Here is a 14,135-nt window from a genome sequence, read left to right on the forward strand (position 1 = left end):
ACACGACATTACCACATGAAAATACATACATTTATTCTCACAACAAAAACAGAACAGTTTATAACCTACTCGCCTTTTACTAATGGACAAAGTGATGTTATCTAAAAGTTTAATCATAGCGTTACTACTATTGGTCGCAACTAACGCAAATGCCCATAGTGAATCGTTCGAGACTTATGGCGATATTGGTCAAATAGCTATCCCATTAACGGCACTGTTTATTGCTTGGTCAAAAGATGACACGGATGGAATGTGGCAACTAAGTAAGGGATGGGCTTACACACAAGGTATCACCCATACCCTGAAACACACTATAAAAGTACAACGTCCTAACTGTAGTGATTTCAACAGTTTCCCGAGTGGTCATACTTCGAGTGCTTTCAGTGGAGCAGCATTTTTACACCATAGATACGGTCTAAAGTATGGGTTACCTGCTTATATAGCTGCTACAGCCGTAGGTGCATCTAGAGTTGATGCTAGCAAGCACTGGGAAACTGATGTCCTCATGGGAGCAGCAATTGCATACACGGTGAGCTATTTCGTTACTTCAGTATATGAAAATCCTGATCTAATCATTGCACCAGCCATGATGGGTAAAGACGCCCACGGCGTTATCGTGAGTTATAGGTTTTAATCAAATGAAAACACAATGACAAAACTAATCGTTGTACTAGTCAACACCTAATCTCTAACTGGAGATGCATTCACTCACAGTGTTTTCGAATGGGATACAAATTCGAGAGCAGATGAAATGGAAGACATTACAGAGTGGTAAATTCCGATGAAAGAACTTCAGTCCCCCCAAAGCTTATCAACTAAAAGTCTTCCCGACGCATACAAGGCCATCTGATGATGGCCTTTCTTATATCTACCTAATACTAATCCCACTTTTGATGTCTAGTTATGAACGAAATGAAACAATGATCTCATTGATACGCATCAATATCACAAACGGCCAGATGTGAAATGCGTGAATTAAACGTACAAACTGATCCTGGCTAGGTTTCAACTCACCCAATCTATGCAAGCCATTAAAAATAGAGGGTTTATGAAAAAGTTAATTATCGCTTTATCAGTTTTACTCGTAACTTCTTTTGTTGCGCAAGCTACAACGCTGCACACTCCAGACCAAGAGTTTATCGACCTCGCAGGCCAATATGGTGTTACTCAAGAAAATTGGGATTCAGGTAAAAATGCTAAACTTACCATGCAAAATGCTTATCGCTTCACAAGCTATGTAGAAATGGAAAATGGCGCATTCATACACGACATGGGCAAAGCCTCAGGTCTAGATCTTAGTCGCATCTACGGCCATGATATTGATGGTCCAATAGCAATGGATATCCTCATCCGTGATCGTTTAAACCAAGAAGCTTTAGTTATTCTTAAAGACGGGAAACTAGTCGATGAGTATTACTGGAATGGGATGAGCAAATATTCTACGCACCTTATGATGTCAATCACCAAATCATTTACTTCTATGACGCTACAAACTCTAGTTGCTGAAGGTAAAGTGAAAATGGAAAACTCAATCACTGACTATTTACCAGAGTTAACATCATCCCCTTCTTTCTCTAAAGCAACTGTCCAAGAAGTTGCTGATATGCGTTCAGGTATCAAAATAGTCTTTGCTAAAGGCAAGATGTGGGATGACCGTATGACCAATGTTCAAGAGTGGAATGGTCAAAATAAGTATCCAGAACTTAAATCAATTTTAGATTTCGGCGAACTAGTTGGCAAGCGTACTGACTTCGATACTGGCGAAATGTATGACTACCAATGCACTAACACTGAAATGCTCGGTATGATCATTGCTAAAGTTACTGGCAAGCCATTAGCAGAAGCAATGGAAAATCGACTTTGGAAGAAAGTAGGTTTTTCAAGTAATGCAAAAATCCAATCAAACTCAAATGGTGAAGCTGTTGGTTCTGGTGGTTTGAATGCTACACCAAGAGATGTAGCTTTAATGATGGATGTATTAGTTAATGATGGCAAAAACCGCAATGGCGATCAAATCGTACCTAAAGCGTTTGTTGAAAGTTTACTAGCTGGCAACAAAGACGTCCGTTCAGCATGGTCTAAAGGCTCTGAATCTAAACTTGCTCCTAACCGTTGGTATAAAGACCAAATCAGAACTTTTGATATTAAAGGTCATAAATTCTTAGCTTTTGTAGGCATTCACGGTCAACTAACAATTGGAGAGCCATCTACTGGAACAGTTTTACACTTCAACGGCGCACAAGATGAAATGCAAGCTAAACGAACAGTTGCTTTGACATTCTTAAGTACCATACCGATCTTATTAGATGCAGTTAACGCTAAGTAAGTAATCAAAAGGGACTCTTTCGAGTCCTTTAATTTTTATACAAAAGACAGGACATTATGAGAAAAGTAATCGTAGCTTCATTAGTAGCTTCATTAGTATCAGTAAGCGGATGCACGATCATTAATATGGCTAAAGCAGGTGGACTAATGATGGACTATAACTTGCTCGCCGTAGGTGATGCTATCTATAACGCTAAAGACGGCAATCAATACCTAGTACCGCCAGCACAATCCAGCAATACTGAAAAGATGCTTGTGTGTTATCAAACATCAGGTTTGTTTAGTGACACCGATGAACAACCATTACGTTTGGTTGCTGATGAGATACTTAAAATTAAAAACTCATACGCTGGAGAAGGTAAAAACCGCTCTGGAGTTTGGGAGTCTCGAACTTGCTATGAATTCACGATCCAACATGATGAACAAACCTTACAACCAATTGGCGCTTATCTTGATGAGAGTACTGGAAAGGTAGTTATTGTCGGCGAAAACAACACCAACTAAGCATCTGAACAGAATAAAGGCCAATCTAGCGATCAATGTAGATCGTTTAAGAACACTTGAACAATCTTGCAGATGATTAATAATCCCTACCAGTATTCTGGTGGGGATTTTTTATGTTTGCGCAAGAGCTAGTTAGTTTATGAGTCTGTTGAAGAAAGTGAGTCCTATGACTTACAATCTCATTCGCTTAAAAATGACAGCGATAGCAAAGGAAACCGAAGCAAATGCGAGCCGATATAAAACACTTTATCCTTCCAGATAAAAGAAAGCACCAAACGTATCCACGTTCAGTGCTCTATATACCTAGCCGCTATCCACTTAAATATAAGCAATAATGCTTATCCGAGTGGCATTAATCTATAGCGGATGGCATTTTTACTTGCATCACTAAGGGCGCATGTGTGGCTTAATTATAAGTGCCTGTATAAAGTATTATCGACTCTTGTAAACATGTTCTCGCATGACAAGGCTCTCTGACTGCCAAGGACGGCAACCCTCCTATCTATATCATCACATTCAATTTATCACCCCTGACTTACCAGTAATCTTAGTGGTGTCTAGTAAAGATATACCCAATATTATGGCGTTCTCGCTGCCCGATTAGCGATATTAACAAGCAATTTTACACTCAGAGAGACACAAGAGAACATTATGAAAAAAGTATTATTGGCATGTGCCTTAACTTCAATCGTTGCTATATCTTCAATCGCTACAGCTAACGCAAGCGAGTTCACCATCAATCCTATGATTGGTGCATCACATAGCAAAGCGGGCGGCGTTAATTCTGCTATCGGTCTAGAAGCTGGTTACGGCGACTTCCTTTTCGGTTATACCTACACTGGTAACAGCAATGATTTTAGCATTAGTCATAGCGAAGATGAGCTAAATCCAGTCCCATTTGCTGATAAAGATTATTCAGCAAGTGTATATAGCAACGATAAATTCAATGCTCACGCTCTATACGTTGGTTATCAGTTTGATATGGGTTCAGGTCATCTTGCAGTTAAAGCTGGTGTAGAGCTTTCAAAGTTCAAGCAAAAGGCTGGCATGAGCTCTTCTATGGTAATTGATACCGATGGCGGCATTGGCAGAGACATAAATAGCGTTAACTTCACGAGCGAAAGTAACTACGAATACGCCCCTATGGTTGGTGTAGGTTACTACATGAACAACGGCCTAAACTTCAACCTTCATTACACTTGGCAGAACGGTACCAGAGACATGAAGAACTCTGCTCAAGGCACTTTCAATGGTGTTCAAGACAGCAAGAAGTTTGCTAATAGTGAAGTTGCTAACAAAGATTTCAGCACTGTAATGTTCACCGTCGGTTACAGATTCTAAGAATCTAATTACTCCCTGCAGAATAATGCCGATCAGTTAAGAAAAATATGATCGATTGACCGATCTTTAAAAGGCTTCAAAATCCAGTACAGACTATTGTTTGCACTGGTTTTTTTATGGAGCTCTCTGAAACTTTGGTGCGTACCTTTATTCATCGTCTCACCGAGTTTGATAGTCTTGGTAAACTTATCTGTCCTGACTTGATTCAAAGCAGCCTAAAATCCAATGATGTCGCTACACTTCGCAAACTTGTTCAATCGGATTGAGTTCTGGTGAATAGGGAGGGAGTTTGATCATCGTCAGATTATCAAAATCATCATCTAGATCCTTACTATGCCAAAATGCTTAAAAAAATATTCATTAATGTCATGACCAGATAACCTCCCGCCTGTTTCGGAGAGACTAAGTTCCTCAATAAATGTTGAAAGTTGCCTAGATTGAGCAGCGCTCAAGGCGGGAGATCGGCCTGGCGGTGTTTTGTGCTCAAGCCCAACCAAGCCTTGCTCCAGGAAGTCACTCACCCACTTATTTACACTGGTACGGCTCACCTTAAGTATATTGGTTATCTCAGAGCGATTATGTCCTCCACAGAAGTGGGCCAAGGCTAAAAGACGGATCCGCTTTTGTACATTTTTCTCTAGGCGTGCCAGACATCGGTGTTCGTGCATACTTCTAAGTTAAATCATTAATAAATTTAAGAAAGGGAGCCTGATGGCTCCCTTTCTAGCATTCACAACAATCGAATCAAATGCCTAGTTAAAGAGCGGTTGCTATTCTATATACATAAAATAAAATCAAGTTAAACCCAATGGTAAAGCCTTAAATAATCTCACTTTCATTGAAAACACTTGTTTACGCCTACGACCCGTTTTATAGAATAGGTCTAAGTTAAAAACTTAACTTAATCACTTATTCCGAAAGGGGAATTTATGGCGCAAATGATATTGAGTTTGATGTCAAAGGTTATCAAGATAATTTATTTGGCTCATGGGAAGTCACCGATAACGGTGGATGAAAATTTCGCATGCTTAAACTCGAAACTAATGCCAATATTACTCACATTGGTAATCATATTTATTTAGTCGATAATGACAATTTATTCGAAGTCGCATTTTCTTATTATTTCTAGTTTTTAAACTACGGTTCTAACAGTTTTTAGAGCCATTTTTGGTTGAGTGTTATGAAACGAAGAACATTTTTAACAGCAGCAATAGCCACAGTAATTTCAACTAAAGCTTTCGCTACTAACTTTATCGCTAATGAAGTTAAACCTTTCTCGGAGAGTAAGTTCAAAATACTAGCTCTAGTCTTCGATGATTATGAGACATTGGATTTGCATGGACCAATTGAAATGCTCGGTCATATGAAAGACGTTGAAATAAAGTTAATTGGCGCTACTGATATTGTTCCTTCTTATCAAGGACCGAGAGTTTTAACGAATCTTCCTTTAGTTATTACTGAATGCGACCTACTGATAATTCCTGGTGGTCTAGGCACTCGTAAAGAAATTGATAACGTTATCCTATTGGATTGGCTTAAAAGCCAAACAGAGGTATCAACCAAGGTCTTCTCGATATGCACAGGCTCAGTATTGCTAGCTAAAGCTGGCATCTTGGACGGCTTGAATGCTACCACCAATAAAATGGCTTATAGGTGGGTAACTAGCATTTCAAATAAAGTTAAATGGCATTCAAAATCTCGATGGGTAGATGATGGGAAATTCTTAACGTCATCAGGTGTATCTGCTGGAACTGATGCCGCCTTATACTTTATTAGCCAATTACGAGGGTTAGATGAAGCTAACCGAATAGAACGTTTAGCTGAATATAGTTGGAACTCTGACCGATTAAACGACCCATACTCAGTTAAAGAATAAAATAACAGCAGTAGCAAGTATAGTTGTTTGTTTATTAGCTTATTGGTACTGATAAACCAAGCCCATCAGCATTACCGATCCCACCATAGCCAGTGGTTGAAACTACTGACGGGTTTTACTTTACTGACTTGTCACTTATAGACGATCACCTTTTTATACGTGCAAAATAATTACTATTTACGCGTTCTGGGTTTTAGATTTTAATTTTCTTACTGTATTAATTCGCTCAAGATTAATTTAACCTCATGCAACTGGAGATCTTTCAATACAACATCGGTGGTTTTATACTCACGCTTGATGTCATAGGTCATTTGGTGGTTCACATAAATGCTTGCATTGAACTTTGGCACTACAACATCAAAATCAGTTGTGTCATTTCTGTTAACTCTGCTCATACTTTCTTCTGTCAATTTGTTAGTGAAGCAATTATCATAATCGGGTAATTACTAGTCATTACTAATGGGTGTTGCTATGAATAATGAAGCACAGATTCAACTCGGTAAGCTTCTGATAAATCAAGAAAAACTTTTGGACCTACTCGCTCAGAATCCGTCTGCTCTAGATGAGTATCCAGATCTCCAATCTCATGTAATAAAGAAACACCCAAACATTATTGCTTATAATAAAATGTCTAAAGAGCAACAATCTGATTTCTATGAAGCATTTGATGAGAGATTAGCATGGTTGGCTTTTGAATTAGCACAAGATTTGAAAATTGACTTTTTGACCCAAAGAGCTGCATTGTTATGTGGTGGTAATATCCAGAAAGTATCCAGTTTAACGATATCTGAAATCGGTTATGAACCATTAGCGAAGTATTTGAACATGCTTTCTGGTGCTGTTCAAGGCCACTTAGAGCCTAAACCAAGTTATCCATTTTTGGCTGAAAAAGGTCGATTAGACCATCAGTTTTGGAAAAATGCAGATAAAGCATTTGATGCATTTATGGATGGTTATGGGTCTCATTACAAATTATCGCTCTGGTGTGAAACGAACATAGGTACAAGAGCACCACAGTCAGCGCCTAAGTTCTTTAAAACATTTAGTGATCCAAGGAACATCCCTGAATGGATTGAATACTCAGGTAAGTAAAAAAAGGGGCTCAAAATGAGTCCCTACATTAACTCGCTAAATAGACCCACTCTTGACCTCATTTTGCAATACACTTTTCGTTATCAGCAGACTCGCTAGAAGGGCTTACAACCTGCTGTAAACAGCGTTAATCCTCTAGCCAATACCACTAGCCATTGCAATTCTCCTAACCAAATTGAGTAAAAATCATTGTAATCACAGTGAATTTGGCTTTATATGGATTAAATGACGTTAGCTAAAATTCCTTTGTATACCGAGATTGATAAATGAAAAATATTATTTGCGACATCGACGGTGTTCTGCTTCACAACAACGAGTTAATCCCCGGCAGCGACAAATTCATTCACCGGGTGCTGGAACAAGGTAACCCTTTGGTTATTTTGACTAACTATCCTGTTCAAACCGGCAAAGATTTACAAAACAGACTCGGCGCGGCGGGGATAAATGTTCCTGAAGAGTGTTTTTATACATCGGCCATGGCGACGGCAGATTTCCTCAAGCACCAAACAGGCAGCAAGGCTTATGTGATCGGCGAAGGTGCCCTCACCCACGAGCTCTACAAGGCAGGCTTTACCATAACAGATATCAACCCGGACTTTGTTATCGTTGGCGAAACCCGTTCTTATAACTGGGAAATGATCCATAAGGCGGCTCGCTTCGTCGTCGAGGGCGCACGCTTTATCGCCACCAACCCTGATACCCATGGTCCAGCGCATAGTCCCGCTTGTGGTGCCTTGTGTGCCCCAATCGAACGTATCAGTGGCCGCATGCCTTTCTATGTTGGCAAACCTAGTTCATGGATCATTCGCTCGGCGCTTAACCATATTGATGGCCACTCGGACAATACAGTGATCATCGGCGATAACATGAAGACCGATATACTTGCAGGCTTTCAGGCTGGTCTGGAAACGATTCTGGTCACCAGCGGCGTGAGTCAGCTCAGCGATGTCGATAAGGAGCCTTTCCGTCCTAACCATGTGTTCGCCTGCGCTGGAGACATAGATATCGTTTAAGGCTTTCTTATGCGGTAAATATTACGAAACACATTTCCCTGAATTAAAAACAAAGCCCACTTGTCAAAGTGGGCTTTGTTCATTCATGATGTGTCACACAAATTTCGTCTATAACAATAACTATAAATAGGACAATCAATGCGATTACTGCCTCCGGTATGTGCGCTAGCACTGCTTAGTGCCTGCAGCCAACAGCCAGCTAACACTCCAACCACTGTAACACCTGAAGTTAAAACAGCCGCCAACAGCTTGGCAAACACCCCCGTGAGTTTCGATGAAGCTCGCTTCAGACAAGATATCAAAACTCTTTCTTCCGATGAGTTTGAAGGCCGCGCTCCAACCACCAAAGGTGAAACACTCACCTTAAACTTCCTAACCCAGGCCTTTAAGGAGATGGGATTGGTTGGTGCTAATCATGGCGATTACCTGCAAGCCGTGCCGATGGTGACCTATACGGCCTCAGAGCAGCAAACTATCAGCTTCGGTGCTTTGGCACTGGAACACAGAAAAGATATCGTTTTGGGTAGCCGTCACGACAATGGCGGCGTCGATATTGCTAACGCGCCTCTGGTCTTCGTCGGCTATGGCATCAATGCGCCTGAATACGACTGGAACGACTACCAAGACATAGATATGCATGGCAAGGTTGCGGTTATTTTAGTCAATGACCCCGGATTTGCTTTACCCGACTCTGGTAAGTTTAACGGTAAGGCGATGACCTACTATGGCCGCTGGGACTATAAGTTCAGTGAAGCAAGTAAACAGGGAGCTCTAGGTGCCATCATTGTTCACGATACCGCCCCGGCCTCTTATCCCTGGTCCGTGGTTGAGAACAGCTGGACAGGCCCTCAGCAAGACCTGGTGGTCGACAAAGCTGAACAAGATAAGCATATAGAAGTTGAAGGCTGGATCACCCTGGATGTGGCAACCAAGGTCTTTGAAAAATCAGGTTTAACCTTATCAGATCTTATGAATAGAGCGGCCAGTGGCCCAATGAATATTCCTCTGAAACAGACGGCTAATATTCAATTTTCCAATACGGCCAGCTATGCCAACAGTTTTAATGTTGTCGCCACCCTTCCGGGAAAAGATCGACCCGATGAACAAGTGTTATTTAGCGCCCACTGGGATCATATCGGCAAAGATGAGAGTAAAGACGGCGATCAAATTTACAACGGTGCCCTCGATAACGCCTCGGGCACCGCAGGTATACTCGAAATAGCGCGTCAGTTTGCCAATCAAGCCAAGCTAGGCCAACCTCTTTCTCGCTCGGTCACTTTCATCGCCACCACAGGTGAGGAGCAAGGCCTACTTGGCTCGCGTTTCTATGCTGCCAACCCAATTTATCCCATCGATAAATCCGTAGCCGTATTCAACTTAGACAGTACCAACATATACGGCCGCACCTTGGATTACACGATCGTCGGCAAAGGAAAATCTGAATTAGAAAATTACCTTGTAGACGCATTGAAAACACAAAACCGTGTGGCAAAGGGCGAGAGTCGACCAGAATCTGGCGGATTCTTCCGCTCAGACCATTTCAGTTTCGCTAAGCTCGGCATTCCGGCAGTATTTGCCGGCGGTGGCAATGAACCCATCGATGAGGCTACGGCCCAGTACAAGGTCATGATGAAGGAAAAAATGAAGGGCTGTTACCACAACACCTGCGATGAATACCGGGAAGATTGGGATCTTAGCGGCGCCTTACAAGATCTGGCCATCTATTACAGTGCAGCAGAAACCTTAGCCAACAGCCAAGATTGGCCTGGATACTTTGCCGGAACTGAGTTTCACTCTCTTCGAGGAGCAAACACTAAGGCCTTGAGTGAATAATACCATTCCGAGTAAGTATCTGATCATTCAGCGGGAGTTCAAAGCACTGTAGGCAAGGCGAATGTTTGAAGCTAATAGTTATTCTCGGCAACAAGCTCCTGCGTTGCTCTACCTCCTGCATCCATGCAGTCGTATATCGAAAACATTCAACGTAGCATAAATGGCTTTGAAACCCGCACTGCGTGAGGCTCTCAGTGTTTACACTTCTGTGTTACATTGACTTAAAAGGGAATAATCATTTCCTCATCAATGTGCCTTGAATTGAAAAAACTGAGAGTCTCTGAACTGACCAGATACTTATATGGAATGGTATAATACCTTAACGCCAGAGACTAGCCACCAAGTTCATGGGTCACTTAGCTTCTCTATTTCATGATGATTTAAGAATGGCTCCCGCTTTCAGGGAGCCATTGTATTAGATGCCTCTATGCCTGTTTTAACGAGGGAAAAAACAACAGTTAACTCAGATACAGAGTAAAATGATATTAAGCAATTTCCACTGATAAAAAATCAATTTCAGCCACCCATCACATAGTGAAAACGAATTATCCACAACAAAAACTAACATTCACTAAATAAATCTTATTTTATTGACTGAATTAGTGAGTTAACAACCCTAAAAAACGCAATTTATCTCATGTTTTATCAATTTAGAGTTTGGCAAAAGCGTTAATTACTGGCACAGTAATACCCATTGAGATTTACAGCGATTTGTAGGAGCTAGAATATGTGTTCAATTTTTGCCATTTTAGATATTAAGTCAGACGCAACACAGCTGCGACAGGTCGCGCTGGAAATGTCGAAGTTGATGCGTCACCGTGGACCGGATTGGTCAGGGATCTACAGCTGCGACAAAGCCGTACTCGCTCATGAACGTCTTGCCATCGTCGATATCGATAACGGTGCCCAACCTCTGCTTAGTAGCGATGGAAACATTATTCTTGCGGTCAACGGTGAGATCTATAACCACAAAGAGCTTAAGGCCAAGCTAGGCGATAAATACGCTTACCAGACTCACTCGGACTGTGAAGTGATCCTATCCCTCTATCAAGAGTATGGTGTCGACTTCCTCGATAAGTTGAACGGAATATTTGCCTTCGTGCTCTACGATAAGACTAAAGACCTGTATCTGATTGGCCGAGATCACATGGGGATTATTCCTCTATACACAGGCCTAGACGCTGAAGGGAACTTCTACATAGCCTCAGAAATGAAAGCCTTGATGCCTGTGTGTAAGACCGTCGATGTATTTAAGCCGGGCCACTATTTATGTAATAAGGCGAGCACCACTGACGACGGTTATGTTCAATATTATCAACGTGAATGGCGTGATTTTGCGGCCGTGCAAGATAACCCAGCCAGTATAGATGAGATTAGAGATGCACTGGAAGCCGCGGTTAAACGTCAGCTTATGTCTGATGTACCTTATGGTGTACTGCTATCGGGTGGACTGGATTCATCGGTTATCTCGGCTATCACACAAACTTATGCTAAACGCCGTATCGAAGATGATGGCCAGAGCAATGCATGGTGGCCACAGCTTCACTCTTTTGCCGTTGGTCTTGAAGGTGCCCCTGATTTGATTGCGGCGAAAAAAGTCGCCGACGCCATAGGCACAATCCACCATGAGATCATCTTTACCTTCCAGGACGGTATCGATGCGATTAAAGATGTGATTTATCATCTGGAAACCTATGATGTCACCACCATTCGTGCCGCTACCCCTATGTACCTTATGGCGAGAAAAATTAAAGCCATGGGTATTAAGATGGTGCTATCGGGTGAAGGTGCAGATGAACTATTCGGTGGCTACTTATACTTCCATAAGGCCCCTAATGCACAGGCCTTCCATGAAGAGTTAGTGCGTAAACTGGACAAGCTGTTCATGTTCGATTGTCTTCGTGCCAACAAGTCGATGGCAGCATGGGGACTCGAGGCACGCGTACCCTTCCTCGATAAAGAATTTATGGATGTGGCGATGCGCATCAACCCAGAAGCCAAGATGTCTAAAGATGGTCGTATCGAGAAGCATATTCTACGTCAGGCGTTCGAGCACAAATTACCCAAAGAAGTGACATGGCGTCAGAAGGAACAGTTCAGTGATGGCGTAGGCTACTCATGGATCGATGGTTTAAAGGAGCTAGCAGCCGAGAAAGTTGATGACCTTCAGCTGGCCAATGCCAAGTTTAGGTTCCCTTATAACACGCCTGATACCAAAGAAGGCTACTACTACCGCTGTTTCTTTGAAGAGCAATTTCCACTGGATACTGCCGCAAAAACCGTTCCTGGCGGCAAATCGGTGGCTTGCTCGACTCCGGAAGCACTTGCTTGGGATAAGAGCCTCCAGGATGTCATTGACCCATCGGGCCGAGCAGTACAATCGGTTCACACCAGTGCCTATTGATCCGCTGACGATTCGCTGAGTGAGTCATTTGATTTTTACCATGCCGTGAACTGCAATTCACGGCATTTTTTTATGCAGGCCGAATCCTTAATACTACTCTGAATATGCGCTGATAACCTCTTCAATATCTTTGAGAATCTATCACAAATCACTCGAAAAATACCTAATACCACTCCAGATGTTCGCTGGTAAACTCTTCAATTTTTTTGATAAATAACCCGTCTTCATAAGCTGCCTCGACTGTAGTCGAAAGCATATCAGGCTCAATAGCCAGCTGATGCTTACGGCTAAAACCGAAATAGATAATGCGCTGCGGCTTAAATCTATAGGGGTGCACCTTAAACAGACTATTAAACTGAGCAAAGTCACGCCTGATACTCGGTAAAGTCATCTCAGGTACAATCAAGAGATCGAAGCGCCGTTTTGCCAGCATTACAATCGCAGTCTTGAGATCGTTAACTACCATCTTACGTAGATCGGGATCTTGATCGAATCGGTCAAAATAATGAGTATGGCGGGACACAGCGATTGTGTAGTCAGCTAACTGCTCGTAATGCTCAATATCAATATCGGGATCACGGCTAATAAACAGATAATGGCTGTCTTCCCGATAAGGAAGAAAGCTGGCATAAGCTTGCCTTTTCGGCTTCAAAATCAAACCAGCGACCACATCCACCTGACCAACTTCAAGCATGCGAAGGCATCTGGCAAAATTGGGGCTGGTCTTGATCACCAACTCATGTCCGATAAGTTTAGCCAACAAGTTCAAAGCCACCAGACTTTCTCCCGTGATCCCATCATCAGATATAATCTGAAACGGAGGATAATGATCGATGCAGGCTCGCATAGAAGGCGCAGCCCAGACAGGTAAGCCGAACATAAGAATAAAACACAGCCAACGTCGCATTTAGCTTACTTCCAGTTAGCGATTCACAGTACTAGTATAAGCCCGATTCAGGGAGTACAACGATCTCTGTCACCTAAGTTAGTGCCAATGCCTTGAAATAGTTTTGACGATCGATATCGAGAACTTCCATCGTCACACTATTTACGCCCGCAGTGAGTGTTGAGACCTTGCTATAAACCTGCTCCAGAAGCACCGTTTTCTGCTCATGGCTGCGACCCGGCATGATAGACAGACGAATATGAATGAAGCTGTTTTTAGGGTCATCGCCAATCAAAAAGTCATCGCATCTGTGGGCTCGGGTCTTGATTGCCGAAGTTTCAAACAGGCCTGAGTCTACAGCGCCTTGGTGGGTTGCTTTGACTAGCTTAGATATATCTATCTGCTCGGCGAGGGGCGCCGAATATTCGATCACGCAATGGGGCATAAATACTTCTCTGCAAAAATGGGGAAATAACGTTTGAAAGCGCGATTATTCTGACCAGATGGCAAATTCGTTACCGCTTGGGTCTTTAAAATGAAAACGTCTTCCGCCAGGGAATGAGAATATGGCTTTAGACACCTCTCCACCAGCACCTTCGACTCTTGCCATAGAAGCCTCAAGCTGAGAAGAGTACAACACCACTAATGGTGTTCCCTTAGCCAGATCGAAAATCTGTTCAGACAAATAGAAACCACCGGCGATACCAGCGTTAGTGAAACAGGTATATTCAGGACCATAATCGACAAACTCCCAGTCAAATACCTGTTCAAAAAACTGCTTAGTGGCAGAAATATCGGCCACGGGCATCTCTATGTAGTTAATCGCATGATGCGCATTCATGGTAATGTCCTGATCTAAGT

13 protein-coding genes and 1 pseudogene are annotated in these 14,135 nt (G+C 42.4%); 9 read left to right on the forward strand and 5 right to left on the reverse strand.

Annotation, left to right across the window (positions count from 1 at the left end; all coding sequences use genetic code 11):
* Nucleotides 1–94 precede the first annotated feature (94 nt).
* The 4 genes from FS373_RS29175 (at nucleotide 95) to FS373_RS29190 (ending at nucleotide 4,170) form a co-directional block, all read left to right on the forward strand.
* Nucleotides 95–634 (forward strand): phosphatase PAP2 family protein, encoded by a 540-nt coding sequence (locus tag FS373_RS29175; protein WP_152831251.1) that lies wholly within the window; start codon nucleotides 95–97, stop codon nucleotides 632–634.
* A gap of 414 nt (nucleotides 635–1,048) precedes the next feature.
* Entirely contained in the window at nucleotides 1,049–2,326 is a 1,278-nt protein-coding gene (locus tag FS373_RS29180) for a serine hydrolase domain-containing protein (RefSeq protein ID WP_144046160.1), read from the forward strand.
* Between the two features lie 56 nt (nucleotides 2,327–2,382).
* Nucleotides 2,383–2,829, forward strand: a complete 447-nt coding sequence (locus FS373_RS29185) for a hypothetical protein (protein ID WP_144046159.1) — start codon at nucleotides 2,383–2,385, stop codon at nucleotides 2,827–2,829.
* A gap of 651 nt (nucleotides 2,830–3,480) precedes the next feature.
* Nucleotides 3,481–4,170, forward strand: coding sequence for an outer membrane beta-barrel protein (locus FS373_RS29190; protein ID WP_144046158.1), 690 nt, complete (start codon nucleotides 3,481–3,483; stop codon nucleotides 4,168–4,170).
* A 246-nt stretch (nucleotides 4,171–4,416) separates the two neighbouring features.
* On the opposite strand, the pseudogene FS373_RS29200 reads toward FS373_RS29190, so the two are convergent.
* A pseudogene (locus FS373_RS29200) lies at nucleotides 4,417–4,736 on the reverse strand (hypothetical protein); the annotation flags it as partial.
* Nucleotides 4,737–5,350: 614 nt separating this feature from the next.
* Between FS373_RS29200 and FS373_RS29205 the strand changes: the two are divergent.
* Complete coding sequence (locus tag FS373_RS29205; protein WP_144046156.1) at nucleotides 5,351–6,046, forward strand: DJ-1/PfpI family protein; 696 nt, start codon at nucleotides 5,351–5,353, stop codon at nucleotides 6,044–6,046.
* A 209-nt stretch (nucleotides 6,047–6,255) separates the two neighbouring features.
* Here the strand turns inward: FS373_RS29205 and FS373_RS29210 are convergent, their stop codons facing one another.
* Nucleotides 6,256–6,441: a hypothetical protein gene (locus FS373_RS29210; protein ID WP_144046155.1), complete on the reverse strand. Its 186-nt coding sequence runs from the start codon at nucleotides 6,439–6,441 to the stop codon at nucleotides 6,256–6,258.
* 76 nt (nucleotides 6,442–6,517) lie between these two features.
* On the opposite strand from FS373_RS29210, the gene FS373_RS29215 reads away from it, so the two are divergent.
* From FS373_RS29215 to asnB, 4 genes are all read left to right on the forward strand, one after another.
* Entirely contained in the window at nucleotides 6,518–7,138 is a 621-nt protein-coding gene (locus FS373_RS29215; RefSeq protein ID WP_144046154.1) for a hypothetical protein, read from the forward strand.
* Between the two features lie 266 nt (nucleotides 7,139–7,404).
* Entirely contained in the window at nucleotides 7,405–8,151 is a 747-nt protein-coding gene (locus FS373_RS29220) for an HAD-IIA family hydrolase (protein ID WP_144046153.1), read from the forward strand.
* A gap of 138 nt (nucleotides 8,152–8,289) precedes the next feature.
* The gene (locus tag FS373_RS29225) at nucleotides 8,290–9,984 is read left to right on the forward strand and encodes a M28 family metallopeptidase (protein ID WP_144046152.1); all 1,695 of its coding nucleotides are present in this window, start codon (nucleotides 8,290–8,292) and stop codon (nucleotides 9,982–9,984) included.
* 727 nt (nucleotides 9,985–10,711) lie between these two features.
* Complete coding sequence (asnB, locus tag FS373_RS29230; RefSeq protein WP_144046151.1) at nucleotides 10,712–12,388, forward strand: asparagine synthase B; 1,677 nt, start codon at nucleotides 10,712–10,714, stop codon at nucleotides 12,386–12,388.
* Between the two features lie 163 nt (nucleotides 12,389–12,551).
* Here the strand turns inward: asnB and FS373_RS29235 are convergent, their stop codons facing one another.
* From FS373_RS29235 to FS373_RS29245, 3 genes are all read right to left on the reverse strand, one after another.
* Nucleotides 12,552–13,295: a substrate-binding periplasmic protein gene (locus FS373_RS29235; RefSeq protein ID WP_144046150.1), complete on the reverse strand. Its 744-nt coding sequence runs from the start codon at nucleotides 13,293–13,295 to the stop codon at nucleotides 12,552–12,554.
* A 73-nt stretch (nucleotides 13,296–13,368) separates the two neighbouring features.
* Nucleotides 13,369–13,719, reverse strand: coding sequence for a 5-carboxymethyl-2-hydroxymuconate Delta-isomerase (locus FS373_RS29240; RefSeq protein ID WP_144046149.1), 351 nt, complete (start codon nucleotides 13,717–13,719; stop codon nucleotides 13,369–13,371).
* Between the two features lie 45 nt (nucleotides 13,720–13,764).
* A complete protein-coding gene (locus tag FS373_RS29245; protein WP_144046148.1) occupies nucleotides 13,765–14,115 on the reverse strand; it encodes a VOC family protein in 351 nt (116 codons plus the stop codon).
* Nucleotides 14,116–14,135 lie beyond the last annotated feature (20 nt).

Source organism: Shewanella sp. YLB-07 (assembly GCF_009377275.1).

Bases quoted from the DNA above. Each gene is read 5' to 3' on its own strand.
- FS373_RS29210 (WP_144046155.1), bottom strand. From the start codon at position 6,441: ATGAGCAGAGTTAACAGAAATGACACAACTGATTTTGATGTTGTAGTG.
- FS373_RS29225 (WP_144046152.1), top strand. From the start codon at position 8,290: ATGCGATTACTGCCTCCGGTATGTGCGCTAGCACTGCTTAGTGCCTGC.
- FS373_RS29180 (WP_144046160.1), top strand. From the start codon at position 1,049: ATGAAAAAGTTAATTATCGCTTTATCAGTTTTACTCGTAACTTCTTTT.
- FS373_RS29175 (WP_152831251.1), top strand. From the start codon at position 95: ATGTTATCTAAAAGTTTAATCATAGCGTTACTACTATTGGTCGCAACT.
- FS373_RS29220 (WP_144046153.1), top strand. From the start codon at position 7,405: ATGAAAAATATTATTTGCGACATCGACGGTGTTCTGCTTCACAACAAC.
- asnB (WP_144046151.1), top strand. From the start codon at position 10,712: ATGTGTTCAATTTTTGCCATTTTAGATATTAAGTCAGACGCAACACAG.
- FS373_RS29235 (WP_144046150.1), bottom strand. From the start codon at position 13,295: ATGCGACGTTGGCTGTGTTTTATTCTTATGTTCGGCTTACCTGTCTGG.
- FS373_RS29205 (WP_144046156.1), top strand. From the start codon at position 5,351: ATGAAACGAAGAACATTTTTAACAGCAGCAATAGCCACAGTAATTTCA.
- FS373_RS29240 (WP_144046149.1), bottom strand. From the start codon at position 13,719: ATGCCCCATTGCGTGATCGAATATTCGGCGCCCCTCGCCGAGCAGATA.
- FS373_RS29185 (WP_144046159.1), top strand. From the start codon at position 2,383: ATGAGAAAAGTAATCGTAGCTTCATTAGTAGCTTCATTAGTATCAGTA.
- FS373_RS29215 (WP_144046154.1), top strand. From the start codon at position 6,518: ATGAATAATGAAGCACAGATTCAACTCGGTAAGCTTCTGATAAATCAA.
- FS373_RS29190 (WP_144046158.1), top strand. From the start codon at position 3,481: ATGAAAAAAGTATTATTGGCATGTGCCTTAACTTCAATCGTTGCTATA.
- FS373_RS29245 (WP_144046148.1), bottom strand. From the start codon at position 14,115: ATGAATGCGCATCATGCGATTAACTACATAGAGATGCCCGTGGCCGAT.